The sequence below is a fragment of the Nostoc linckia z4 genome (genome assembly GCF_002608075.1).
Classification (GTDB): Bacteria; Cyanobacteriota; Cyanobacteriia; order Cyanobacteriales; family Nostocaceae; genus Nostoc; species Nostoc linckia.
Window position 1 is genome coordinate 1 of record NZ_LAHA01000017.1, and the last position, 26,476, is coordinate 26,476.

Below are 26,476 nucleotides of genomic sequence, written 5' to 3' on the forward strand. Positions count from 1 at the left end.
AGGGGAAAGGGGAAGGGGGAAAGGGGAAAGGTTTTAAATCCCTTACCCTTTAAAGAACCCTCACAAGCGCATTTTTGGGTTAGCAGACCACTAGTGTCTCGTGGATAAGAGAGGACTTTAGTCGTCAAAATAAAATTGTATTTTTTGTGACACTTGTGTAAGGGAACTCCAAAAAATAAATTATTCCGGTTGGGGTCGTTGAGTGCTGACTGTCAATCGTCAACGGTCAACAGTTAACAATATATTTACATAAGCGTAAAGCCACCATTAATACATAAATATTGTCCTGTGACAAACTTGGATTCTTGACTAGCAAAGTAAAGCACTGCTTGACAAACATCCTCTGGAGTACCCCATTGCTGCATAGGAATTCTCACTTGGTAAGCATCTTTTTTTTGTTGGGGGACATTTTCATGGCGTTCTACAGGAATCCACCCTGGAGCAACGGCGTTAACTGTGATTCCAAAGGGTGCGAGTTCTGTGGCCATGCTGCGTGTGAATCCCAGTTGTCCACTTTTAGCAGTGACGTAAGCACTAGAGTTATTTACACCGCGAAAACAAACGTCACTACTGATATTAATAATTCGTCCCCATTTTTTATCCTTCATTACAGGTAAACAAATACGAGTCAGTAAATAAGGACTTTTGACAAAAAAATCAAGCATTGTTTGAAAATCTTGCCAAGTGAATTCCTCAAAGGGAATTTGCGGTTGGTTTCCGGTTGCATTCAATACCAAAATATCTACAGCACCAAATTGTGTGGCGATCGCTTCATAAATAGCCGTCACCTCTGCTTCATCGGTGACATCCCCACGCACTAAAATTGCTTGACAACCTTGCTGTTCTAATTCAGCCAAAGTCTGTTTCGCCCGCGATTCATTGTTGTTGTAGTTGATTGCTACCTTAGCACCGGCTTGTCCCAATTTCAGGGCGATCGCTTTTCCCAAACCAGCAGAACTTCCTGTAACCAAAGCGACATGTCCATTTAGAGAAAATGACATTTAATTGCTAACCTTTAATGAAAAATAGTTAGGAGTTGGGAGTTGGGAGTTGAGATTTAGGAGTTAGGAGTTAGGAGTTGGGAGTTAGGAGTTAGAAGTTGGGAGTATTTATAATTATCAACTCTCAATCCTCAATTCTGGATTCTAGCTCCTGAATTCTGAATTCTGAATTCTGAATTCTGATTTCTTACATTCCCAGCATTTTACACAAGTTATTTATGCTTTCTTTGGTTCCATCTTCAACGTCTGATGGTTCTTCATATTCAACTACCCAATATCCTTGGTAACCTGCATTTAATAGTTCTTGGATAATCGGTTGCCAAACAATTTCTCCTTTGCCAAAGGCACAGAATTGAGGGCCACCGTTAGTCCATTTAACATCTTTCCAATGGCTATAGTTTACCCAAGGAAGGATGTAACGTAATGCCATCAATGGGTCGGTTCCTTGATTCAAAAAATTCGCGGGGTCGTAGTTGACGCCAACCGCCGGACTTTTGATGCCTTCCATAATTCTGGCAACTCTTTGTCCTGTTGCTGTGGGGCCGCCGTGATTTTCAATAGTGATTTTAATTCCTCGCTTTTCGGCATAATCTCCGATACGATTGAAGGCATAATGCAGTCGAGGAAAAACATCAGGAAGAATATGATCGTTTCTGTGATCCCCAGACAATAATCTGACGAATTTTGCTCCTAGTTGTTGTGCTATATCAACGAAACGTTCTATCCTTTGAATTTCTTTTTCTAAATCAGCTGCTTCTGGAATTGTAAAATTATTTCGTCCAGCTATACAGATAATATCTACTCCTGCTTCCTGTGCCCAAGTAGCTATTTTAGAAACTGATTCATCGTCACCATCATTTAAAAGATGTTTGGGTGCTTGGGGGTGAGCGTTAACTTCTACTGAGCGAATACCTTGGTTGCTGATTGTGTGAAAATATTCTGGTATTTCCACTTCTCTCCAGCCCCAAGCTGCACAACCAATATTTGGTAGGGTAATGTTATTTGACATATTTGAGTTTTGGATTTTAGATTTTAGATTTTGGATTGTGAATTTGTATTTGGCTTAGTTTTTGGCAAAGTAATTGTATTTCTTCGTGACACTGGAACAATTTTTTTGATTTCTTATTCCTTGGCGGTTCGTTTATCATAATAAGTTTTTTACAAACCGCTCTAGACGCAAAAAACACAGAGAAAAACAGGAGATAGTTAATTTTTTTAACAGCAAGGAAATATTAAGGGACTTGCAAATAAAAAAATAATCAACTACTTCTTGTGGAGTGGGCGTCTCGCCCGCCCCTAATCATAAAAGGACAAAATGTCCACCCCACAAGTAGTGGTAATTAATTTTTTGGAACTCTCTAATCGATTCTGCAACGCCTGTGTAAGTGTTAGGAATATCGATAGAATAATTTAATGTTTTCACAGACTTGATGGAGTTCTTCAGTGGTTAATCCTTGATAAACAGGTAAACTGAGGATTCGCTGTGCTTGCATCTCTGTAACCGGAAAACTCCCTTGGGGATAACCTAATTCTTTACCTATTGTGGATAAGTGAATTGGCACTGGATAATGAATTGCAGTACCAATACCGCGATCGCTTAAAAATTGGCGCAGTTCATCACGGCGTTGTGCTTGAATCACAAAGGTGTGGTATACGCATTTTTCGTATTCCCGTTCTGGTGGTATTTGAATCTGAGGAATATCGGCGAGTTGAGTTTGGTAATAGCGAGCATTTTGGCGACGCTGTTGTGTCCATTCCTGGAGGTAGCGCAATTTGACTAAAAGAATCGCTGCTTGTAGGGTATCCAAACGGGAATTATGCGACCACAAAACACAGTCATCGCGGGTACGCAAACCAATATTCCGCATGATTTTTAGCTGGTCGTGCAAATCGCCATCGTCTGTAACTAGTACTCCTCCATCTCCACATGCATTTAAGTTTTTGAGAGCATGTAAGCTAAAACACCCGATTTTACCAAAAGAACCCACTCGTCGGCCTTGATATTCTGCGAGTACTGCTTGGGCTGCATCTTCAACTACGGCAATTCCTTTTTCTTTTGCCAGAGTTAAAATTGGTTCCATATTGCATGGTCGGCCTGTCAGATGCACTGGGATAATTGCTTTGGTTTTGGGAGTAATAGCAGCTGCAATTAAACTGGGATCAATGTTGTAATCATCGCCGACATCGACGAATACAGGTTTTGCCCCAAGCACACGAATACAGCTAGCTGAAGCTACAAAAGAATTCGGCGCGGTGATGACTTCATCGCCAGAACCAATACCCAACACTTTGAGTGCAAAAATTAGCGCATCTGTCCCAGAGTTAACGCCAATGGCATAACGAACGCCGCACATTTGAGCAAACTGACGCTCAAACTCTGCAACTTGCTCGCCTAAAATAAAGTTACCATCGTCAAGAACTTCACCAACTGCTGACAACAATTCGGACTTCAAAGCAGCGTGTTGACTTTTGAGATTGATGTAAGGAATTTGATTAATTGTTAACTGTTGCACTTTAATATCCCAGAATATTGATAACGACTTCACGAGAATAACCAGACTGTCGATGTTCCCAAATATAGATGTCTTGCAAACGACCGAGTTGCAAAAGACTTTGAGCAATGGGGATTTGTTCGGAGGTATGGGTGAGGGCACTTCGGATATGTGCAGGCATATCGTCTAAACCCTCTCCTGGTAGGATGTATTGGCCTGTTTCCGGTACTAATTTGGCAAAAAAGGCTTCTACATCGGGTTTGGCATCATTTTCTTGAATCAGTAAACTAGCTGAGGTATGACGAATAAAAAGCGTACAAAGTCCTGCTTGAATTCCTGATTCTGTAACGATCGCTTGCACTTGTGGGGTAATCTGACACAGAGATTTACCGATGGTTTGCACTTTGATTGCTTGTTGGTAAAGTCTGATGGATGAGTTTGTCATTTTTATTGTTTTCCTAGATGCTCAAACCACAATTTTGTCTCTTGCTCAATTGTTTCTGTTGTCCAAACTGGAGCATCTCGCCAAAGTTCAATATTAGCTAACATTTCACTAACTCCTTGACTCAAGGTAACTTGGGGTTGCCATTTTAAAAGAGTTGTGGCTTTGGTAATATCTGCCCAAGTACAATCTGGTTCGCCTGGACGTTTGGGGATATGAGTAATTGGCCCTTCTAATAATTTTATGAGTGTCAAAACGCTTTCCGATTTCCCCGAACCAATGTTAATTATTTCTCCTGTAATATCCGATTCGGCTGCTTTGATAAAGGCTTCTACTACATCACTGACGAAGGTAAAATCTCTTGTTTGCGTTCCATCTCCCACCACAGTAAAGGGTTTGTTGGCTAGTTTCTGAGCGAGAAATACACCAAATACCGCACCATAAGCCCCAGTTGTTCGCGATCGCGGCCCGTATACATTAAACAGTCGTAAAGAAAGGGCTGGAAGTTGATAAACTTGCGCCCAGTGCATCGCTAGTTGTTCTCCTAAATATTTTGTCAAACCGTAGGGGTGTTTGGGATGACAAGGATAGGTTTCCGGTGTGGGATATTGGTCAGGAATACCATAGCAAGTGGAGGAAGCTGTATAAATAAATTTCTCAATTCCAGCATGGCGACAAGCTTCTAATAAGACAAAAGTATTATGCAGATTTGAATAATAATATTGCCCTGGATTTTGGATTGAGGGAACTAAATCCGCTAATCCCGCTAAATGAAATACCCAATCAATATCTGTTAATATTTCTGGAGAAATACTGGCTACATCTTGTTCGATAAATGTAAATCTAGGATAAGTTTGAGCGACTTTTAAATTGGTCTTTCTGCCTGTAATTAGATTGTCCAACCCAACCACACTATGGCTTAATTGAAGTAAGCGATCGCATAAGTGAGAACCAATAAAGCCAGCAGCACCAGTTACTAAGCAATTTTTATAAGAATTTAATTTAGCGTTCATATAAATTTACGTCATTAAATTCTAGCTTTTGCCTCTTTATAAACTATTTCCTTCGATAATTACGTTTTGTAATCAATTTTAATTATCTTTTTTAGAAAAATATTAACATTATCAAAATCCTAAATTGTAAATAACTCAAGCATTTATTTTAATTCTTGTCAATATCGCCAAGCTTTATTCATTTGCCCATAAACTTCTGAGTTGAATTTGCAATAACAAAATCATCATCCTCTTTTTTAGTATCAACTAACTAAAATTTTATAAATGTTTAATAAATATATCTCTAGAGTTAGTTCAGTAACGCACCTTCTAGTACACTCAAGTGTTCGCTTTTAATTGTCTTAACTGTCTTAACTGTCTTAACTGTCCTAATTTTTTCCTTAACTGTCCTTGTATTATCCCTTGATTAGTGATAAAGTACTACTCTGAAATTCAAGATTAACTACTCCAAATATTGAATCAAAATATTATGGATGTTAGGCATCGTCAATAAAAATAGCAATTCCAAATAACTTGTGAAATATTACAGTGATGATTTTTGTGCTGAGTTTATGGATATAGCAGTAATCAGATAAGTTAGGACATTTTAAAAGCTTAAATACTACGAATAGTAAGCTTTTACTTCCTGATTTTTGCTATACAAAATAAATGATTAAGCACAAAATTTGAGGTGCTAATTTTGCAGTCTAACAACATCTTGTCCATTGAATTTTCATGAAAACTATACTTTTATACTGGCTAATGACTTTTAGCTCAGGCGTCATACTTTGGCTTTGGGAAAAACAAGATCCTCTCCGCTTAATCAAATATAAACTTCAATTTCTCAAAGAATTTAAAGCGGCATTACTAGCATTTTGTTATATGTTAATCAATAACTATGTCACTTGGATGCTACTTACAAAAATATTGATTTTTCCAATAGTCATGGTAGAATCAACTGGATTTTTATCTTTGCCTTTATGGGTGAGATTCTTTACTGCTTTTATACTAAAAGAGCTATTTTATTACATCATCCATCGAATTCAACATGCAAATAAGTATACGTGGTTAACTCATAAGTGGCACCATTCAAGTGAGTCATTATGGTGGTTAGCAGCACAAAGATCGAGTTTGACTAGTGAAATTTTATATACATTTTCCGTTATTTGGTTTCCATTGCTAGGAATTCCTCTAGAACTAATGACGATAGTATCTCTACATGGCGCTTTTCAAAATAATTGGATACATCTCAATGTCAAATCCCAGCCTTGGATGAGAATATTAGAGTGGATTTATGTTACACCCAGGTTTCATAGCTTACATCATTACGATACTAGAGGTAGAAACTTCGGGGATAGTACAACTATTTTCGATCGCTTATTTGGGACTTATTTAGATCCCGATACATATCATTTAGATGAAAATCAATCTGCTGGAATTGACGAACCAGTAACAGTAAAAATGATTGTGGGAATTTAAAAAGATAATCGCTAAATATCCAGTAATAGTAAATCAAATGTAGGGTGTGTTATGCCGAAGGCTAACGCACCTTGATAGACTATATCAATTGAGAATTTGGTTTTGGGAAAAGGTGAGCCAGCGCGGTCTTGGGGGTTTCCCCCATGAGCGACTGGCGAACCCCGAAGGGGTTAAAGGGTAAAGGGTAAAGGTTTTTTCTTTCCCTTTTCCCCTTAACCGACAAGTATTGCAATTGAGGTGCGTTGCGCTTTGGGACAACACACCCTACTTAAGATTTACTTTTTAAGACAAAGGCTTTTCACTCAGTCAGTAGTAGTTCGCTTTCGTGACTTGGCTCTTTAAAGGGGAAAGGTTTTAAATCCCTTACCCTTTACCCCTTTCCCTTTCCCCAGCCCTCACAAGCGCATTTTTGGGTTTGCAGACCACTAGTTATTAGCTCCTCGATATAATTGGACTTATCTAATTTCTATCATCCGATTTTAGTTTTTGTCATTTTGTGAACCATCTTAGTTAATTCTTGGCAATTGACAATAATATCTTCATTTTTGGCTTCACAAAACATACAAGCATAATCAAATTTTAATCCTTGAGCGACTGTATAATAAAAATGGCTAATTTTTTGACCAAACAGTTCAATTAAAGTTAAATTTTGGGAAAAAATAATATTTGTAACTCCACCACCATGAGGAGCAATAATAAATTCAGCTTGAGCAAATAGCTTCACTTGGTCTGCAAAATCTAAATCTTCAAGCACATAAGGAACAAAATCCATTTTCGCTAAAGTATCTATCACTTGTTCTTCGTTCAAAATGCGCCGAGCATTTGCTTTTCTCCGGGAAATAAAAATCTTGGGACTCAAAAGTAAATTTGGATTTGCATAACTATCAACATTGCTCAAAATACGTTCTCTCACCCAGTGACAAGCTTTGATAGAAATACGTCCCCCTTCCCGACGTTTAGAGCAAATAACTAATTCGTTAATTTTGGCTCTAGTTCCATTCCATTCAATGTAATCTTCTGGACTATAACCCATCAATTCTAGAGAGCGAGTTTCCCAAATTGGTGGGTTTTTATCGATAATTAATTTTGGTTTTTTACCTGTGTTTTGAGAATAATATTCAAGGACTTCTAATCGAGTTAAAGCTTCATATATCCAATGAGCGTATAAAGGACTCCAATAATTTACTAATGAACAAGCTAAATCAATATGCTCTATATTTTTCACTGGTGTAAGATATTGAAAATTAAAACCTTGCCTTAATGTGGAAATGGCAGTATGTTCTAAAACATCTACTCTGTCTAAAACAATTTCTAAAATAATTTTTTTCTCTTGGGTAAATCCAATGCCATGAATTCCGAATAATTCTACATTGTTGACAACCGCAGCAAAAGGATTAGTAAATTCAAATCTACCTTCTTTTTCTCTAAATGCAGTCGGGATTTCTTGATAGCTTATAGCTGGTTCAAGATAAATAGCTTCTTCATAGTTTAATTGATAAAGATTATTTTGCTCTTGACATTGCTCTAGCAAATCTTCCCTAGAAATGAAATTTTCATGAAGATAATTAAATAAAATTGAATAAATTAACCGAAGAATAGGTAATTGTTGATATTCAGGTTCTAAATTGGGAACGTTATTCTCCTTTTTATTTTTCTCCATCTCGTCATTTGGTGTGATGAGATGCTCATTAATATATTTTAATAAAACAGGATAAATTAATTTAAATATCAAAAACTCTTGTAAATAGCGCCAAGATTTCTTCATCTGTTTATAACTTTCTTAGTCAAATTTATCGACAAAGTAATCTTCCTCTTTTTTGAGAGGAATGCATCTAAATTTTATGAATGTTTAAGTTTTATTGGTGGGGATGTTTGGAGTTTCTTCGATTAAATCTTTTAAACCAAGTTTGAGAGCCTCAATGGAACGTTCTAAAGCTTCAATTTTGGCATAGCGGGTAATTTGTTCAAGCACATCTATGTAAGTTTGACTACCAGCTTTATCCAAATACTGGTATCAAAATAATGCTTTAAAAAGGCTAGAAAATCCTTACCCCAAGGGGTGATATCTATGGCTAACAGTAGCCTGAAACTCAGAGACATAGTGCGTTTGTATATCTAAATACGATTTTAGATGAAGTTTTTTTAAGATTAGTTGTTTCAAATAGAAAAGTGTTATTTTATATACAGAATTGAATTTTGCAAAACAACTGGAGTAGTGCTTAGTTAATTACTCCGGTTATTCATTTCCAAACGACCTAAGTAAATAGGGCATTTAGGCAGCGACGAAACACAATCTGAGTACAAATTATCAATTTCAAAAAACAACTTACTATTACACTCAAACTATTATTTTGTAATCAAATACTTTAGTTGAAGTAAATTATCTACGCGGGCTGACACTGCCAGTTGTTTTTCTATATCTTCTTTACCAAGGAAATAAAATTTACCTATTCCCACAGCTTTAGCAGCTTGCATATCAGATATCTTATCGCCAATCAAGATTGAGTTTTGCAGGTCTATTGAATATTTTTCACAAGCTTGCTCAATCATTCCTGGGGATGGTTTACGACATCGGCAGTTTTGACGGTAATTAGATATGGTAGCTTCGGGATGATGCGGACAATAAAAGACATCAAGCAATGGAACACCTTGACTTTGAAATTGCTCGCACATCCATGCAGTTAAATCTAAAAAATCTTGTTCGGAATAATAACCACGAGCAATACCAGACTGATTGGTAATTACAATCAGCTCGTAATTCAAATCACGCAGTAAACGACACACTGTAAATACGCCATCGATAAACTCGAATTGCTCGCGCATAACAACATAACCGTAATCAATATTGATAACCCCATCTCGGTCAAGAAAAGCTACCTTGATCATTTTGCTAACTTTACTGCTATTAGAAGCTAGATTAACGTTGAAGTTAAGCTTTAATTAAGTAGATATTCTATCAATAAATGTAACTTAAATTTTATATTTGTAAGTATTTAAAGGTAAGTGCAGACATAAGTATTTTTCAATTAAACCTAAATCATTGAGCGTATTTTATACCATAAGGGGTTGTGAGCGATCGCTTCTATCAGTTAATTAGCAACTAAGCTATTTGAGATAGCAGGCAAAATAATTGCACTGAAATTTTTCTATCCCATACCTGATAAGGATTGTAGAACATGTGTTTCTTGCTAAAGCCGTCTTAACTGTCTTAACTGTCTTAACTGTCCACTTATTTATTTTAAGTGTCTTTGACTTTCAGTATTTTTTGTGTTATTAGCTTCCTACATAATTGTACTTAAGTAAAAAATATTGATTTTGAAAAAAGAAAAATAAATCGTGTTAGCGTGGTTTATAACATCAGATATGATGTCACCGAATTGTTATAAACAGTCCACCCTCCTGACATAACGCAAGTATGTCAGGCCATATCAGTTGTTTTGTGAGATTTTAACCACCTACTAAAGCTGGGATACTAGAGCTTTTGTAGTCCAAAAAAATTACAGAACATCTGAATGTTTGTCATGAAAGCAGAAACCGACACACACAAATGAGCAATTTGCAATGACAATTCAAATGTTCAGTTGGAATAAAAAACAGCTAGTTAGCAAAGCTTTCTTTCAGAAAGTTCTTTGTCTTGGCTTTAGCTTGGTGTTTTTCCTAACATCTTTAGGAGTTCCCACAGCTCAAGCACTAGTTGTTGCTAAACAAAGCGCTGCTGATAATGCAGACTTAGTAATCGAAACTGGTATCCCCTATGGAGATAGGTGGATAAAGCATCTCAAAGAAGACCTTTTACCTTTCTGGGAATTGGAAACAGCCCGCCCCGAAAATGGGAACTTTCCTACCTATAGATGTAATGACGGTTCTTTGTTTGACCCTAATAAACCTTGTCCAGAGTTGGTAAACCCAGTTCCAGGCATCGTTAAACTCGATAGAGAGTATGTCAGATCAAAGTCCAGACAAGTATTTGCCTATGGTGTTGCTTATAACCTGACTGGAGAGGCAAAATATCTTCAATGGGCTAAAAATGGCGTAGATTTCTTGCGTAAGTATGCTTTGGTTGATAAACCAGGCGTTAATCCCGATGCTGGTAATGGAACCGGTGGAGCATACACCTACTTTGCTGCAAACGATCAGAGTTTTGCAGGTAAACCAGAACAAGAAAAGCGCATTAGTCAAGATATGACATATGCTCTTTCTGGTTTAACATTTTTCTATTATCTGACTAGAGATCCTGAAATCTTAAAGGATATAGTAAACGTCAAAAACTACATTTTTGACTACTACTACGACAAAGAATGGGATTTAATCTCTTGGGCCAAAACAGATTATATAGATTATGTAAATCCCGATGGTACTGTCGAGAAAGTTAGCAGCAAACAAAGAGAATTAGTAGCTCAATTGGATCAAGTCTATGCCTATATGATCTTGATCGCACCGATTTTGCCTGATGAATTTAACGGGGTACAACTTAAGAAACAGTGGGAAGATGATTTGGTGCATCTTGCCACAATCATGAGCGAACAATTCTATACTCCTGACAAAAACATCTTTTGGGGAGCTATCACTGATAGTGCGAGCAAGAGATTAGCAACTGATCATACTGATTTCGGTCACTCTATCAAAACTTTGTGGCTGATTTATTCCATCGGAAAACTCACCGGTCACTACGAGTTTGTCTTATTTGCTCAAGAGGCCGCTCCCAAAATCTTAGAAACAGCTTATCTAGATGATGGTACGTGGGGACGTAGAGAAAATCCAGACGGTACTATAGATCCAGACAAAGAATGGTGGATTCTAGCTGAATTAGATCAAGTGGCTGCTACTTTTAGCTTGAGAGATCCATCTTACGCGGAATATCTACCTACAACTTATGCCTACTGGTTTAAGTACATGGTAGATCGCGAACACAAAGAAATTTGGCATTGGGTAAATGCTGCTGACAACAAACCAGACATCCAATTTCCCAAACAACACTCGTGGAAAAATGCTTTCCACACCTTTGAACACGCAATTGTAGGTTATTTGACTGGACAAGAAATTCACGACGAGCCAAGTAAACTATATTTTGCTTTCAAAGAAGGAATTCCTTTGCCTGAAATCACAAAAATCCGTCCCTACATTTATGCAGCCAAAGTAGTTCCCATCAATCCGACAATTCTGGAAGAAGAAGTAATTCCAGGTTACAGGAAAAAGACAGTATTCTTTACCGACATCCGGTAAGACCTCAACCCAATTTGAGGCTAAGGTGAGTGAAAATTAACTTACTAGTTGGCAGAATAACTGATTCGATTTTGGATTTGGTATAGCATTCTGAATCTAATTTTAGCGAATCCGTCTGTCGCAATTATTTTTCAAATTGCTATGAAATTCGGACAGTATAGCCAGTGGTGGCTAGTAAGTTAATTTTCCTCAAAATCGAATTTATTAACTATTATCAATGAGGATATCATCATGGCCAGACCACCAAGAATTTTAGCCTTTCTTGACTCCCATTACGATGGAACTGAAACTGCTGCTTTAGATAACTTTTTTCCTGTTAGGGGTTTTGAAGTAGAATATGTCGGCAATCTCAGGGGTGGCGATAAAGCAGTTTTTTTCAACAACAATAACCCCAGCGAAACAATTACAGTTACCAAAGATATCCACGATGTTGATTTAACTCAATACACTGGTTTAGTTGCCATTGGCGGATATGCGATGGATATGACCCGCTACGAACCAATAGTAGAAGAAGGCCCAGACGGTAGACCAAAAGAAATACCAGAATCAAGTAAATTTGCAATCCAAGCATTTAACGATCCTGAAATTACTGTTGGAACTATTTGTCATTCTTTGTGGATATTTACATCAGACCCCGACATACTGAGGGGGCGGAAAGTTACCTGCGGTCATAACATTATTTATGATGTTCTGAATGCTGGAGCGACACTAGCATACGACCCGGTTAATAGACAATTAGCTGCTAGCCATGTTGATGGAAATCTGGTTTCTGGTAGACATCCTTTTGCAGTTAGCACCTTTGTTGAAACATACTATGAGGTTTTAAAAGCCAAACAATAGAGGTGATTTCATAACCTTTATTTTCGTTGCTGGTACAGGATGTGAGAATAGCAAATTTTATATTACCAGCTTTCTCTATCCTGCTTTTTCATCAAAGTCATGTTTTGCAATTTAAGTATCAAACATTCTTGTGTAAAGGAATTAGGAACATGCCTGACGAATTTGAGCAATTACGACAATTAAGACTGCAAAAACCAGTTAATTATTACACATTTTGGGGCTTAGAAGCAGATTTTTCAAAACCTGGATTAGTTTCTCCACAAAAACAGGAAGAATTACTTCAAAAAGGTGAATATTTCGTTAGTTTAAAAGAAGATGAAGTTCCCGAAGTAAATGCTAATTATACCTGGGCGCAAATCGAACAAGAAAACAAAGATTGGTGGCCAACTCATTGTGCAGCTTTAAGAACAGGAGGAGAAAGAGGAAACAATATCTTAAGTGGTGAATACCATAAAAACTTGGTTTATTTATGCCAAGATGGCCCCTTTGTTGGTACGGAAGATCAAAAAGAGCGAGAGACACATTGGTGGGCATTGCTTTCACAGCCTGGAGTCACAATGTGCTGGCCAATTGTTTTCTTTTGGCGTGAGTTTGTTCACTTTGAATGGAAGTGTGTGGACGATGCGACAAATGAAACTGCTTCCAAAGGATTAGTTGTCTGGATACGCCGGGGACATCGGGGTGGTTGCTACTACAAGAGCGAACAACTAACTTTCTACCGCGATGTTTATGCCCCAGAAAACTTATTGCCACCCGGATGATAAAGATTATTTCTAGGGTTTGATAAGTGAAATTGGCTCTTTAAAGGGGAAAGGGGAAAGGGAAAAGGGGAAAGGTTTTAAATCCCTTACCCTTTCCTCAGCCCTCACCCAGCATTTTTGGATTGGCAAACGACTAGTGGTCTATCGCATTAAAGATTTCCAAACCACAAAAAACATTCAAACTTCCTTGTGGGGTAGGCGTTTCGCCCGCCCGTAATACCGTTTCACTTTAAAAGCAAGCGATAGAGATGGTGGGTAAAAGAAGCACGGGAAGAAACAAAAGTGAATTGTATCAAAAATTTCGGTATTACCAAGGGCGGACAAGATGTCCACACCACAATCTTGCATAATTGATTTCTTGGTAATTCCAAAATTAATGCAATACACTACTAGATTGACTTATTTGATAAGTGTTTTTAATACAGATAATATCCCTTTAGTATACTCATTTTCTTCTATTCGAGAATGTAATTTTTTAGCTTCGTTTGTGGCATTTCCTACTAAATAACCATGTTCAACTGCTTGCAACATTTCAATATCATTACCACTTTCGCCAAAAGCTATAGAGTTTTGATAGTTAATATTTGTCTGTTTTAAAATAAAATTAACTATATCTTTTTTCCCTGTGCCCGCAGGTGTAAAATCCACATCGTAACAATTTTCTGGGTCTCCACATAAGGGATTGCATTGGCTAGTATTCACTGCGATACCAGCCTTGTTAGCTATATTTTTGATTTGCAATAAAGCCTGTAAATCAAGTTCTTTGTTTCGCTGATGGTAATAGTAGTTTTTCAAGAAGCAAGAATCTTTGATTTGAGGTTGTGGTATCAATTGAATATCATCTAATGATAAAATATTAACTAAATTATTCACTAATTTTTCTGAAAATCCAGTTTCTTTGAGATTATTCTCCCATTGTTTATCTTTTTTACCATATTGTTTTTCATTGAAGTAAGTTAGCTCAGTACCCAAACTACTGGCAATAAAATGAGGTAAAACTTTTAAACTATATTTATTGATTTTTGAAAATACTGAAGTTAAACTACTGCCAGTAACCCAACCCAAAATAATTTGTTTTTCGTAAGTATAATTTAATAAATACTCTTCTAGTTCCTTTTGATCCTTTTGATGGCGCTCTTGGTTTTGGTGAGCCAGATAAGTTTCATCAAAATCTGTAAATACAACGTATTTAGGTTGATGAATATAAGGTAAGAGTTTTATATTATTTTGATAATATTTCATATATCTATTTAGCCATTTTATTTTGTTAATTTAAACCACATCTATTTTGCATAATCTGAAATTGTACATTTCTTATAGGTCTCTCCATATATGCAATTTCAATGTGGCTTACGCTGTGTACATTCTAATTTTTAGCTTTGAAGTCCCTTTGAAATTAAGTAAATCATCTCATCTAAATCTTCTGTTTCAAATAAAGTTCTATTTTCTGATTCCTCTAACTTGTTTATACCGTGAAAACCTGTTTTATGAAAAATTTTAATTAAAGCATTATAATCAATAGATAAATGAGGAGAATGCAGAAAAGAACGCTCGTTATAAAATTCAACCGTCTCAGCATAAGTCGGACTTTGGGCAGCTTGCCCTTCCCATGTCAATGCCATTGGAGTATCTCCTAGTAAAGCTTGTCCCACCGCCTTAGCACAACCACCAAACGCACCTAACACAAACAAAGGTTTATCATTGATTAGTGTTAATGCTGCTTCTTCAGCAATACCCGGAAATATTCCTTTATAATTAGTAACTTGACCTCCAAGAATAATTCTGGCGTCAATTTTTTTTGCCATTTTTTCTCGCATTGCTGTAAGACAACGCATCCAAACATAGCAATTTTCTTTGCCTTCTGGTTTCAGGAAAGTTTCATCCTCAATCTCAAAAGGTTTTTGCTTAATATCTTCTGGTAGAGGAATTGCTTCAATTGAAACTTCATTCTTATATTCTGCCTGCCAATTAACGTCTGCTTGTAAATGTATTGGCCAAGCAAGAAAGTTGAATATTTTCTTTTCAGGCTGATTATTTTCCTGATGATTATAGGCTTTGACCATCTCAATCAAATTCTGCGTAAAACCATCTGGGCGGAGGTCGCCACCGTATGCTATGCTTGCCCCTTGAGCAAGTAAATGACGACTAATTTCGAGTAAGGCACGTTTGAGATGATAATCGCTAAAACCAAGCTTTTCTAAATCGGGACTATTAGAAATAGAAATACCAATAACTTTGCCTGAAAGAGGTTTTTTCGGATGATCTGTAGCAATTGAAGTTACAGGAAAGGAAGGAGTCAAAGCTTTGATTTTTGGATTTAGCGAGTTGAGTAAGTTAATTTCATTATCTGCTAAAGGAGGGTCGGGGTATATTATGAGTGTATTATCTTTTGGTTGATTTTCCTGGAAATGTTGTACTAAATTCAAAAGCTCAGGAGCAAAAGGTAAAACTAATGTTCCTTCTGGAATACTGCGGAATTTTTGTAGATTTTCTACATATTTGGGAAAATATTGATGCCGCAATACTTCAAGTAATATTTGAATAAAAATTAAAGATATTTGAGATTCTTGCCAAATAATAGTAGGAACATTTCCTAAATAAGGAAAACTGCGTTCTTCTCCAGCTTTGATAGCATTAATTACCAAAATAGGAATTTTATATTTTTTAGCTGTCAAAACTTCCCAATGACACCAATAACGCGAAGCATAGGTATCAGTCTGAAAGATAAGCATAGCACAATCTTTTAAAACTTTGTCAATTTGTTCTACAAAATTATGCCCCGGAGGAATATCTTTAGTATCTAAAAATGTACTGAGGATTTTATCCTTTTCAATTAATTCGTGAACTTTATTTGTAATTTCCCGTCCATCACGTCTGGTATAGCTCAGGAATAGTTTCAGTGGTGGTACATCATTGTCTACAGAATTATTTTCTTCAACTTGTTTTATGTGTCTTATTTGTCTAACGCATATGTGTAGCACGTTGGTCAATAATTTTTGTTGTTGTTTAACAACGTCGCTTTCTTCATCAATTTTTTCTATAAATTGAATTCTGCTCAGTTTTTTGCTCAATTTATAGAAATGTTCTGTAAATGCTACGGGATAAATCCGATGATGTGGTTTTTTTAAATCTTTGTTATCGCAAAGTTCTTCAATGTATGTTTGCCATTTGTCACAAACTACCATATTATTATCTACAAATATAAAAATGGCAGAGTTCAAAGATTGTTTGATGTCGATTGGCTTCGGTAGAATCGTTTCTTTTGTAAATGGTAGCGAACGAAAGTGAATTGGAATTCCTAGTCCTTGTAGGAAAGGATGTTCTGGGTTTCCACAGATGTTATTAAAAAGATATTTTGCAAGCTCCTCACCATTAGAAAACTTTTGATGCCACACAATGTATATTCTGAAATATGGCAAATAATTAATATTTTTCGACATTCTGTAATCTCCTCACTTCATCACAACTAGCTTTTTCTGGGCGCAAGTTTAGAAACAGTAGGCTATACTATAGCGATTCCTTAAGAAAGGTACGGATGGATAATATTTTGAAACGCAGAGGGACACGGAGTAAAGCGCAGAGGTACGCAGAGATTTTTACCTCAACAGACGACAATTACTTAATTATCTATGGTAAATTTGAAGGAGTTCAATTACTGGAGTAAGTCTGAACGAATCCAGCCAAACTGGTTGTTCACTTTGACTTGATACCAAGTTTCTTTATTAGAATTTATTGTTTCATTCAGGATGGTTATAGAACTACCGTCTTGTATCTTTTGTAGTAAGCTTCCTTTAATATTTGGAATTTGACGCAAGTTTACAGATCCATCTAATGTTTTGGTAATTATAGTGTTGAATGGATGACGAATATAGCCACATTTTTTATCGTTATCCTCACCTTGACATACATAAGCCAATCTTTCAGAAAAATGATTAGCTTGAGAAAATTGTGGCTCAATGACAATATTACCTTGACGGTCAATATAACCCCACTTACCATTCATGTATATAGCAGCTAAACCTTCTGAAAAATCATGTCGATTATCTAAATTTTTACACTCAGCTTTGTTATTAGTGATGTCTGTGGCGTCACAATCAAATCTTCTAGGGGTATCTTTTGGTTCATCAAATTGTAGTGGAATGACCATATCACCTTGACGGTTAATATAACCCCATTTGTTATCCTGTTTGACAGCCGCTAAACCTTCTGAGAAGTAACTAATCTTATCAAATCTTTCTTGAATTACAGGTTTTGCATTTTTATCAATGTACATCCATTGATTATTTTGTTTGACTGGTGCTAAACTTTCTCTAAATTGATAAGCTTCATCGAAAGATTCAGGAATTAAAAAATCATCATCTTTATTTATGTAACCCCACTTACCATTAATTTTAACAGGGGCAAGTCCTTCCGAAAATCGACCAGCACCGGGATATTTTCGTTTAATAACTTCCTTGCCATTTCTATCTATATATCCACATATAGAAACAAGGCATGTATGGGCTTTACCTTCAGAAAATTGACCAGCCATATTTCGACCATATATAGCATCAATCTGGTATTTGCCTTGATTATTAATATAGCCTCTATTTTTTCCATATTCCCATGCTAATGCTAAATTATCTGGTTTAGAAAAGTCTAAAACTCTATCAAAATTTGCCGGAATTTGAATATTACCTAGTCTGTTTATATAACCTGACTGACCATTAATTCTCACCTTTGCAAGTCCATGATTAAAATTACCACCACTCTCTATTGTTCGATTTAACTCAAATTTAAATTCAGGAGACACAGGACGAGGAGTTATTGAAACTCTAGGTTGAGGAGTAGGATTGACATTTGTTGAATTTATAGGTTCACTATTTATATTGGCAATTGCTGAAGCTATAGTTCCTAATAAAACAACGCCTGTCAATGCAATTCCTCCAGATACTGCATAAGGTACTTTTATAGGAATATTATCTTTTATGGGATCTTTAATAGCTTTTTCTAATGTTTTGAAAAATGGCTCATTCCAAAATATTTTAGTAGCTAAATCAATTTTTATCCAATGATATCCTCCTAAAAATAATTTAATTTCTTCAATTGTTTGTTGTATTTCTGTTTCATTAATATTATTAACCTCAACTTTACGTATTTTAGCTAAGGCTTTTTGAATTACTTCATTTTCTGGAAATTTAACATCTTTGACATCTTGAATGCCAGGTAAAAGAATTGGAATTATTACAACTTTATCTTTTGCAACTACTTTATTTTTTTCTTCTGCATCAACTCTCTTTTTAAATTGCATAATCTCATATATTTGGTAATCGCCTATTCCATGCTTACTTAAAAAAATAACACCAATTTTTGAGTCAGCAATTTGTTGAGAAATTGTTGTATCGACTGGATTTCCTGCAATAAAGTTATTCTCGTCTATCCAAGGTTTGATTTCTACAATTTTAAAAAAACTAATATTCCAGCGTTTGTTCAGTCTATTATAAGTTTTTTTGACAAAATTTTTATCTTTAGATTTATGGCATAAAAATACAGATACTTGACTCATAGTTTATGGCTCCTTCAAAAGTTTAAAAATTTGCAATTAGCATTGAATGATTCCTAATATGTGTTGATTCATTTGTAGGCTGCACGAAGCACGAGCTACATGAAAAAAAACGCATATTTAAATAATTTGTAAGAGTAATGTGCATTTCTGGAAGTGTAGTGTTTGCTGTCTGTACAAACCTACAAATGCACAGAGTAGAATTCCAGAAAATCAATTTAGTTAGATTTTAAAGAGCTATTTTTATACTTTTAATAAATAAAAATACATCTCAAAAATGCATTTTTAGGGAATTTAGTCAAGTCTTTCAGTTTTGAATTAGTGATTTATGTGGGGATTTAAAACACTGGTGCAAAGATTGGTAGGACTGATGTGATGCACAGGTAAGGGAAAATTCAACCGCACAGGACGCAGCCAGAAGTATGAGTGGAGGTTTCTTTTGCTCATACCATTTCGCTGTATCAATGATACAAATGCACGTGTTGGGGCGAATAACCATTCGCCCGTACAAGTTCGTTATCAAAGAACCCCGCCCCAAACCACTCCCCTGCTAGACGCCCAGAGAGCGAGCATAGGGAGATGGAGAGATAGGCAGGGTTGAATAATAATTTCTCTGTCAACAGTTAACAGTCAACAGTCAGCACTCCTAAAACCTAGTTTTTAGGCTATCGTCACATCTGGTGATAAGTAAACATTTTGAATGGCGTGAAATAGTTTAACGCCTTCTTCAAAGGGGCGTTGGAATGTTTTGCGTCCAGAAATTAATCCCGAACCACCGGCGCGTTTGTTAATGATGGCGGTGCGGACTGCTTCGGCTAAGTCATTTTTGCCTGTTGCGCCACCAGAGTTAATCAACCCTGCGCGTCCACAGTAGCAATTGAGTACTTGGTAACGAGTCAAATCAATTGGGTGGTCGGTGGTCAATTCTGTGTAAACTCGTTCGTCAGTTTTGCCGTAACTCTTACCAGTTGCTTTAGCAACTGCTCCATAACCGTTGTTGCATTCGGGTAACTTTTGTTTGATAATGTCGGCTTCAATGGTTACACCCAAATGATTGGCTTGTCCGGTGAGGTCGGCTGCAAGATGATAATCTTTATCTTGTTTGAAAGCGTTGTTCCGCAAATAGCACCAAAGAATAGTCGCCATTCCTAATTCATGGGCGCGTTTAAAAGCTTTGCTGATTTCTTGAATTTGCCTGGTAGACTGGTCTGAACCAAAGTAAATTGTTGCACCAATGGCGGCTGCTCCTAAATTCCAAGCTTGTTCGACATCAGCAAACAATACCTGGTCAAATTGATTAGGGAAGGTCAGCAATTCGTTGTGATTGATTTTGAGAATAAAGGGAATTTTATGGGCATATTTTCGCGATACGATGCCCAATACTCCCAAAGTGGTGGCAACAGCGTTGCATTCTGCGGCGATCGCTAACTTTACAATATTTTCTGGATCGAAGTAAATCGGATTCGGTGCAAAAGACGCAGCTGCGGAATGTTCGATGCCTTGGTCTACTGGCAAAATAGACAAATAGCCTGTGTTTGCTAAACGACCAGTAGAATAGAGTAGCTGAAGATTACGCAATACTTGAGGATTGCGATCGCTGTTAATCCAAATTCGATCTACAAAATCCGGCCCCGGCAAATGTAATAAATCCTTAGAAACCTTTGCTTTGTAGGTAAGCAGGTCTTCTGCCTCTTTACCTAGCAATGACTCGATAGAATTAGACTCTATGAGCGTTGTAGTCATAGCGTTTTCCTCAAAACTTGAGCAAATGACCTTGCCTTTAAGATAGCATTTTAGTCAGAATTCAGAATTCAGAACTCAGAATTCAGAATAGTTAAAGAATCAGAGTAATATTTGATAAATCAATCTAGCGAGCATACTATAGTAATTTTCTGGGAATTGTGAAAAATATTAGTAACAGTTACTCAGTCAAAAGCTAATTATGCTAATAATCATAAATAAAATCAATCAGCCATGAGTAAGTTTCAAATCAATATCGACTTCAGCAATATAGATTTAAATGCCCTGGACACAGAAGAAGATTTTCAAAGAGAGGCAAAAATATTACTACCAAAGGTATTGGTAAAATTAGGAGAAAGTGTCGGCGAAAAGACATGGGAAGAATTACAGCAAGGTAAACTTAAATCTTCTCAAAGCGAGAAACGCCGTTTTATTCAAGAAACAGGAAGAACTTATCAACGCAATGCCAGCAACAGAGAAAGGCAAGAGTTACAAGTATATATAGTAGAGCAATTACGCCAGTACAAGCAGGAAAGTCGTCTTTGATGAAGTACGATCGCTGTTAACTGCTGACTGATGACTGTTAACTGATGACTAAATTAATTATTACTTGCCGCTTTGTTTCCCACTCGGATAACAGATGCTATTAATCGCGTTTATACGCACTTCTTAATCCCTAAGATGTAATAAGTTTTTACCTTAAATAGATACAGCGATCGCCTTTTCATGAGTTGATATTAATTTATTAGGCGCATTATCAACACCATACTATCAAATACGTGCATTTTAATACTAAGTGTCAGTTTTACTGAGTATTTGGAATAATGCCGAAAAAATCGATATCTTTAAAGAAACTGCGGTTACTCGTTGTCGATGACGATGCCGATACCAGAAAGATACTCGCAACCTTGTTTAAATTAGAGGGAGCAGAAGTTATTGTAGCTGCTTCAGCCCCAGAGGCTTTGGAAGCAATGTTACATTTTCAACCAGATATTTTGATTTGTGATATCTGTTTACCAGGTGAAGACGGCTACTCACTGTTGGAGAAAATTAGAAAACTCAATAGAGAACAAACTCAACCAGAAATTCTAGCGATCGCTCTCACAGCATTCGTTCAAAAAGACTATGACCATGTATTGCTAGCAGGTTTTCACAGCTATATATACAAGCCAATTGACTTGAAGGAGTTAGTTATTTTAGTTAGTAATTTAATTCAGTTAAGAAGTCATCACAATTAATAATAGCAATCCCAAATAATTTATGAAATATTACGTGTTAGGGTTGTTAAAGAAGTCGCAAGTCGCAAGTCGTAAGTCGCAAGTCGTAAGTCGCAAGTCGCAAGTCGCAAGTCGCAAGTATAGTTTTGTAATGGGGATTTAGACCCCGCCACAAAACTGACCGGTTATAGAACCGGGGGACTTAAACCCATTGAATTTGGTTAACACTCAACAATCAACAATCAACAGTCAAGAATCAACAACCTGAAGCAGAATAATTTATTTTTTGGAGTTCCCTATTCTCTAACTCTTTCTAATTCGTCCAGTCAAAGAAGCAACTATAAGTAATAATTGAGTTGGCTCAACAGGTTTAGCCAGATGTACTTGGAAACCAGCACTCAGAGCCTCTCTACGCTCGTCATCTCTGGCGTGGGCGGTCATTGCTATGGCTGGAATTTGTCCTCCGGACTCAACACTCAATGTCCTCACTTGGCGAATCAGTGTATAACCGTCTTCCTCTGGCATACTAATATCAGATAAAAGTAGGTCATAGCCACCAGGGTTTTCAATTAGCCTTGTTAATGCTTCTCTTGCAGATGTAACCGCCGTCACTTCAACTCCATAAACCTCAAGCAGTGTTGTAAATAACTCGCGTATATATAGTTCGTCATCCACCAAAAGTACGCGCAAACCGTCGAGCGATGGTATCTCATCATCTAACGCTGCTAACTGTTGTGTTGAGGTAACTAGTTCTCCAGTATTCGATGTCGAACTTTCTTCGGGATTATTTTGCAGTGGCAATTTGACGATAAATGTTGTCCCTTGTCCTTCACCTGGGCTATGGGCTTCAACGGTACCGCCGTGTAGTTCTACCACATGACGCACAATGGAAAGTCCTAATCCGAGTCCTGAATTGGAACGAGTTTTGCTGCTATCTGCTTGGCGGAAGCGATCGAAAACGAATGGTAGAAAGTCAGCGCTGATACCCTTACCTGTATCGCTGACCTGAATTAGAGCTTGTTCGTCAATATACTCTACTACAAGCTCAATTCTGCCTCCAGTCGGAGTAAATTTAATAGCGTTAGAAAGTAAATTCCAAATCACCTGTTGTAAGCGAACGGCATCACCTAAAATTCTTCTGGGGGAAGGTTCGAGGCGAGATTGAATTTGAATATTTTTCGATTCTGCTGATAAACGTACAAGATTTAAGGCTGACTCAACCACAATAGCAAGTTCAATGAGTTCTAAGTTCAGTGATAACCTACCTGAAGTGATGCGTGAGATATCTAAAAGATCCTCAATTAGCTGGGCTTGAACCTTGGCGCTGTGTTCGATGGCTTCAAACGCCTGATTTGTGGTATCTTCATCTAGTTTGTGTGTCCGCAACAGTTGTGCCCATCCCAACAGGGCATTCAGTGGATTTCGCAGTTCGTGGGAAAGCATGGATAAAAACTCATCTTTGGTGCGATTGGCTGTTTCAGCAGCAGTCCGGGCTAACTGTTCTTGGGTCAATAAATGAGTGCGTTCTGCCTCCCACTCTTTGAACTGGGTAATATCTTCAATAGCCAAGAGAATCAACTGTACATCGTCTATTTTAGGCATTTTTCGCCCATTAAGACGCATAGTTTTCTGTCCGATGAGTTCAAAATTATGTTCTACTTCAAAACCTTGAATTTGGTAATTGTTTGTGAGAATCTCTTGTAAGAGCGATCGCAATTGGGGAATATTCCAGTGCCCATTACCAATTTCAAAGATGAAGCGATTTTCTGTTTCGGCTGGTAGAACTTGGAAGGTTTCGTAAAAAGACAAATTAGCACTAACCACCCTTAACTCTGCGTTCAACACCACTAAGGATTCTCGCACTGTTTCTACAATTGCTTCGGCGTAATCCCCAGACGCTTTAAGTTGATTCACGCTGCGTTTGAGGGCGTCAATATCAACCAATACTACTACAGCGCCATCAATTTTATTATCGATTGTCCGATAAGGTCGGATTCGCAGGTCATACCAATGACCTTCTTGGTCTTGAACTTCCTGAGCTTTCAAGTTGAGGGTACTAATTACCTCTAGGATTTGTTCTTCTAAGTTTGGTAGATTGAGATTGTGGTTAATATCGCTCAGCGGTCGCCCTATATCCGTGGAAATGAGATTGAAAATTGTCTGGGCTGAGGGTGTAAAACGCCGAATCCGCAAATCACCTCCTAACATCAGGATCGGTATATTAATACTGCTAAGCAGATTTAGTAAATCATTACTCACTTGAGTTGATTCGATGTTCCGCCGTTGCAGTTCGTCGTTAATGGTGTTCAGTTCTTCATTTGTTGCTTGAATTTCTTCTTTGGCAGTTTCCAGTTCCTCATTAGTGCTTTGCAACTCTTCGTTACTTGAGAGGATCTCTTCGTTGGCAGCTCTGAGGTCTTGATTAGTGGCTTGTTGCTCCTCAATAATTGATTGCAGATACTCTCTAGTTGTGGCCAACTCCTGTTTGAGTTGGTTAGTTTCTTGCTCGTTAACCTTTGAACGCCTAGATTTGAGTGTATTATTACCAGTTACTTCTGGTGCAGCAGGCGGTAAAGAGGATATGTCTTCAAACAAAACTAAAAAGTAAGTTTCTGTTGATACGGGAGATTTAAAGGGAATTACATCAAACTTAATCTGCCTCACTCGTTCGTCTTCTCTAAGTTGTAAACCTTCCTTGGTAATGGACTGTTGCTGTTTTTTTGCCTGGTGAATGGCAGTGCGTAACTCTAAACGCAAATCTGCTTTGGCCATCTTCAGCAAATTAAAGCTTGGTCTTCCGGGTGCAGGTTCTAGATAGGAACTAGTCTGCCCTCTAAATTGGAGAATTTCTAAATCACTGTTGATAATTATACCGACTGGAGAGTATCGATTCAATACGATGCGATCGGCTTCTTTTTGGATTTCTAAATCGTTCAATCCGTCTTCATTGAGTGTGGGTTGAGGGTGGGCAATTTCTATGGGATAAGGGTTGGAGATCAGATCGATACTCAACCGAGCAGATGCCATTTTCCGTGAATAAATCTTGTACTTTCTGTCTACTAAAGCAAACAAGTCTGTAAACTCACCAACTGTTTCTGAAGTACCTAACATCAAATAGCCGTTTGGCTTGAGGCCATAGTGGAAGATTGGCAAGAGTTTCTTTTGGGCTGAGCTTCCCAAATAGATCAACACATTTCGACAAGTAATCAAATCCAGCCGTGAAAAAGGAGGATCGCCAATTAGGTTTTGTCTGGCGAAGACGCACAATTCGCGCACTACCTTACTAATTTGGTAACCATTCTCTACTGGGACAAAGAAGCGCTGTAGACGTTCCGGAGAGATATCTGCTAGTTGGCTAAGTTTGTAAACGCCGTTACGTGCTTTGTCTATGGCTAGTTCATTAACATCTGTAGCGAAAATTTGAACGGGCAGATTGATTGCTTGAGTTGTTAAATATTCTAGCAGGCAAATGGCGATGGAATAAGCTTCTTCACCTGTTGAACATCCCGCTACCCAGATTCGCAAAGGCGACTCTGGCGTTCGATCCTTGGTAATAATCGGAAATATCTGGTTTTTTAAAGCTTCAAAAGCTTCGGTATCCCGGAAAAAGTAGGTGACGGTGATTAGCACATCTTGATACAAAGCATTCACTTCTTGAGGACGATCCTGGAGATACTTGACATAATCGTCCAGGTTTTCCAACTTGTGCAAAACCATCCGCCGCAAGATCCGCCGTTTTAAAGTAGTTTGTTTGTAGTAAGTAAAGTCAACTCCTGTAGAAATTCGCAGCAGACTAAAGATTATAGACAAAGCATCTGTATTTTCCGTCGGTAACACTTCACTAGATTTTATAGGAATAGAATTAACGACATAGGGATGACGACTAATTTTCGTTAGTTCTTCAGCAATTGCTTCTGGAGTTAAGATAAAGTCTACATAACCAGAGGCAATGGCACTGCTAGGCATACTACTGACTTGTGCTGTATCTTCACACTGGGCAAAGGTAATGCCGCCAGCTCCCTTGATAACTTCCAATCCCCTTGCGCCATCTGCATCGCCTCCTGAGAGTACCACTGCGATCGCTTTGCTTCCCCGATCCTCTGCCAAGGAGATAAAGAAAGCATCCACTGCCATAAAATAACCGCGGGTCTTTTGCCGTGGCGACAGTTTCAAGACGCCCTCAGAAATTGTCATCTTGGCATTGGGTGGAATCACGTACACATTATTCGGTTCCACAACCATACCATCCTGCACCTCATATACAGGCATCTGAGTTTTTCGGGAAAGAATTTCGCTCAACAAGCTTTTTTGATGGGGGCTTAAGTGTTGAATCAGCACAAATGCCATACCTGTATCGATTGGCAGATGACTGAGCAATTGTATAAATGCCTCTAATCCCCCCGCAGAAGCTCCCATTGCCACAATTGGAAATAATTCTTGCTGATTATCTGGTTGCTCTTGCGTATTACTACTTTTTCCTGTAGTGGAACCAGATTTAGATTTTTTAGAAGACCGCCGGGATGTCATATTATGTACTAAATTTAATAGTTTGGGGTACTTCGTTTTTAATTAAAAAGGATTATGTATTCTTATTTTGACTGGTTTAACGTAACTTTTAAGTTATTAGGGTTGATATTATACCGATAGTATTATAAATGTACTATTCCCTAAGTAGGATTGGAGTGCAAATTCTAGTAATACCCTTTAGCTTTTAAAACCGTACTGGTGCCCACAATCTTTGCCACAC

The 26,476-nt window shown here is 37.5% G+C and carries 19 protein-coding genes; 6 read left to right on the forward strand and 13 right to left on the reverse strand.

The annotated features are described in order from the left end of the window. Nucleotides 1-245 precede the first annotated feature (245 nt). The 5 genes from VF06_RS15615 to VF06_RS15635 all read right to left on the reverse strand — a co-directional run bounded on the left by VF06_RS15615 (nucleotide 246) and on the right by VF06_RS15635 (nucleotide 4,948). Entirely contained in the window at nucleotides 246-1,001 is a 756-nt protein-coding gene (locus VF06_RS15615) for an SDR family NAD(P)-dependent oxidoreductase (RefSeq protein WP_099070535.1), read from the reverse strand. Between the two features lie 187 nt (nucleotides 1,002-1,188). Continuing rightward, entirely contained in the window at nucleotides 1,189-2,010 is an 822-nt protein-coding gene (locus VF06_RS15620) for a sugar phosphate isomerase/epimerase family protein (RefSeq protein ID WP_099070536.1), read from the reverse strand. 379 nt (nucleotides 2,011-2,389) lie between these two features. Next, entirely contained in the window at nucleotides 2,390-3,514 is a 1,125-nt protein-coding gene (locus tag VF06_RS15625; protein WP_218963838.1) for a DegT/DnrJ/EryC1/StrS family aminotransferase, read from the reverse strand. A gap of 1 nt (nucleotide 3,515) precedes the next feature. Further along, nucleotides 3,516-3,938: a secondary thiamine-phosphate synthase enzyme YjbQ gene (locus VF06_RS15630; RefSeq protein WP_180267517.1), complete on the reverse strand. Its 423-nt coding sequence runs from the start codon at nucleotides 3,936-3,938 to the stop codon at nucleotides 3,516-3,518. A gap of 2 nt (nucleotides 3,939-3,940) precedes the next feature. Next, on the reverse strand, nucleotides 3,941-4,948 hold the full coding sequence (locus VF06_RS15635) for an SDR family oxidoreductase (RefSeq protein WP_099070537.1): 1,008 nt from the start codon (nucleotides 4,946-4,948) through the stop codon (nucleotides 3,941-3,943). Nucleotides 4,949-5,662: 714 nt separating this feature from the next. Between VF06_RS15635 and VF06_RS15640 the strand changes: the two genes are divergently transcribed. Beyond that, complete coding sequence (locus VF06_RS15640; protein WP_099070538.1) at nucleotides 5,663-6,406, forward strand: sterol desaturase family protein; 744 nt, start codon at nucleotides 5,663-5,665, stop codon at nucleotides 6,404-6,406. A gap of 469 nt (nucleotides 6,407-6,875) precedes the next feature. Here the strand turns inward: VF06_RS15640 and VF06_RS15645 are convergent, their stop codons facing one another. From VF06_RS15645 to gmhB, 3 genes are all read right to left on the reverse strand, one after another. Further along, on the reverse strand, nucleotides 6,876-8,066 hold the full coding sequence (locus VF06_RS15645) for a glycosyltransferase family 61 protein (protein ID WP_218964537.1): 1,191 nt from the start codon (nucleotides 8,064-8,066) through the stop codon (nucleotides 6,876-6,878). Nucleotides 8,067-8,255: 189 nt separating this feature from the next. After that, nucleotides 8,256-8,411: a hypothetical protein gene (locus VF06_RS40825; RefSeq protein WP_180267516.1), complete on the reverse strand. Its 156-nt coding sequence runs from the start codon at nucleotides 8,409-8,411 to the stop codon at nucleotides 8,256-8,258. Nucleotides 8,412-8,752: 341 nt separating this feature from the next. Beyond that, nucleotides 8,753-9,292, reverse strand: coding sequence for a D-glycero-beta-D-manno-heptose 1,7-bisphosphate 7-phosphatase (gmhB, locus tag VF06_RS15650; protein ID WP_099070540.1), 540 nt, complete (start codon nucleotides 9,290-9,292; stop codon nucleotides 8,753-8,755). A 675-nt stretch (nucleotides 9,293-9,967) separates the two neighbouring features. Between gmhB and VF06_RS15655 the strand changes: the two genes are divergently transcribed. The 3 genes from VF06_RS15655 to VF06_RS15665 all read left to right on the forward strand — a co-directional run bounded on the left by VF06_RS15655 (nucleotide 9,968) and on the right by VF06_RS15665 (nucleotide 13,230). Then, nucleotides 9,968-11,629 carry an AGE family epimerase/isomerase gene (locus tag VF06_RS15655; protein ID WP_180267515.1) on the forward strand — a complete coding sequence of 554 codons (1,662 nt, stop codon included), beginning with the start codon at nucleotides 9,968-9,970 and terminating at the stop codon, nucleotides 11,627-11,629. Between the two features lie 231 nt (nucleotides 11,630-11,860). Next, nucleotides 11,861-12,469, forward strand: a complete 609-nt coding sequence (locus VF06_RS15660) for a DJ-1/PfpI family protein (protein WP_099070541.1) — start codon at nucleotides 11,861-11,863, stop codon at nucleotides 12,467-12,469. A gap of 149 nt (nucleotides 12,470-12,618) precedes the next feature. Next, the gene (locus tag VF06_RS15665) at nucleotides 12,619-13,230 is read left to right on the forward strand and encodes a hypothetical protein (protein WP_244918043.1); all 612 of its coding nucleotides are present in this window, start codon (nucleotides 12,619-12,621) and stop codon (nucleotides 13,228-13,230) included. 399 nt (nucleotides 13,231-13,629) lie between these two features. On the opposite strand, the gene VF06_RS15670 is transcribed toward VF06_RS15665, so the two are convergent. The 4 genes from VF06_RS15670 to VF06_RS15685 all read right to left on the reverse strand — a co-directional run bounded on the left by VF06_RS15670 (nucleotide 13,630) and on the right by VF06_RS15685 (nucleotide 20,515). Continuing rightward, on the reverse strand, nucleotides 13,630-14,472 hold the full coding sequence (locus VF06_RS15670; RefSeq protein ID WP_099070542.1) for an HAD-IIB family hydrolase: 843 nt from the start codon (nucleotides 14,470-14,472) through the stop codon (nucleotides 13,630-13,632). A gap of 131 nt (nucleotides 14,473-14,603) precedes the next feature. Beyond that, nucleotides 14,604-16,670: a TIR domain-containing protein gene (locus tag VF06_RS15675; RefSeq protein WP_099070543.1), complete on the reverse strand. Its 2,067-nt coding sequence runs from the start codon at nucleotides 16,668-16,670 to the stop codon at nucleotides 14,604-14,606. Between the two features lie 212 nt (nucleotides 16,671-16,882). Beyond that, the gene (locus VF06_RS15680) at nucleotides 16,883-18,775 is read right to left on the reverse strand and encodes a WG repeat-containing protein (RefSeq protein ID WP_099070544.1); all 1,893 of its coding nucleotides are present in this window, start codon (nucleotides 18,773-18,775) and stop codon (nucleotides 16,883-16,885) included. Between the two features lie 657 nt (nucleotides 18,776-19,432). Continuing rightward, nucleotides 19,433-20,515 (reverse strand): class I fructose-bisphosphate aldolase, encoded by a 1,083-nt coding sequence (locus tag VF06_RS15685; RefSeq protein WP_099070545.1) that lies wholly within the window; start codon nucleotides 20,513-20,515, stop codon nucleotides 19,433-19,435. A 231-nt stretch (nucleotides 20,516-20,746) separates the two neighbouring features. Between VF06_RS15685 and VF06_RS15690 the strand changes: the two genes are divergently transcribed. Both VF06_RS15690 and VF06_RS15695 read left to right on the forward strand, forming a co-directional pair. Then, a complete protein-coding gene (locus VF06_RS15690) occupies nucleotides 20,747-21,058 on the forward strand; it encodes a hypothetical protein (protein ID WP_099070546.1) in 312 nt (103 codons plus the stop codon). Between the two features lie 278 nt (nucleotides 21,059-21,336). After that, on the forward strand, nucleotides 21,337-21,750 hold the full coding sequence (locus tag VF06_RS15695; protein ID WP_099070547.1) for a response regulator: 414 nt from the start codon (nucleotides 21,337-21,339) through the stop codon (nucleotides 21,748-21,750). A gap of 282 nt (nucleotides 21,751-22,032) precedes the next feature. Here the strand turns inward: VF06_RS15695 and VF06_RS15700 are convergent, their stop codons facing one another. After that, nucleotides 22,033-26,256 (reverse strand): chemotaxis protein CheB, encoded by a 4,224-nt coding sequence (locus tag VF06_RS15700; protein WP_099070548.1) that lies wholly within the window; start codon nucleotides 26,254-26,256, stop codon nucleotides 22,033-22,035. Nucleotides 26,257-26,476: the final 220 nt, after the last annotated feature.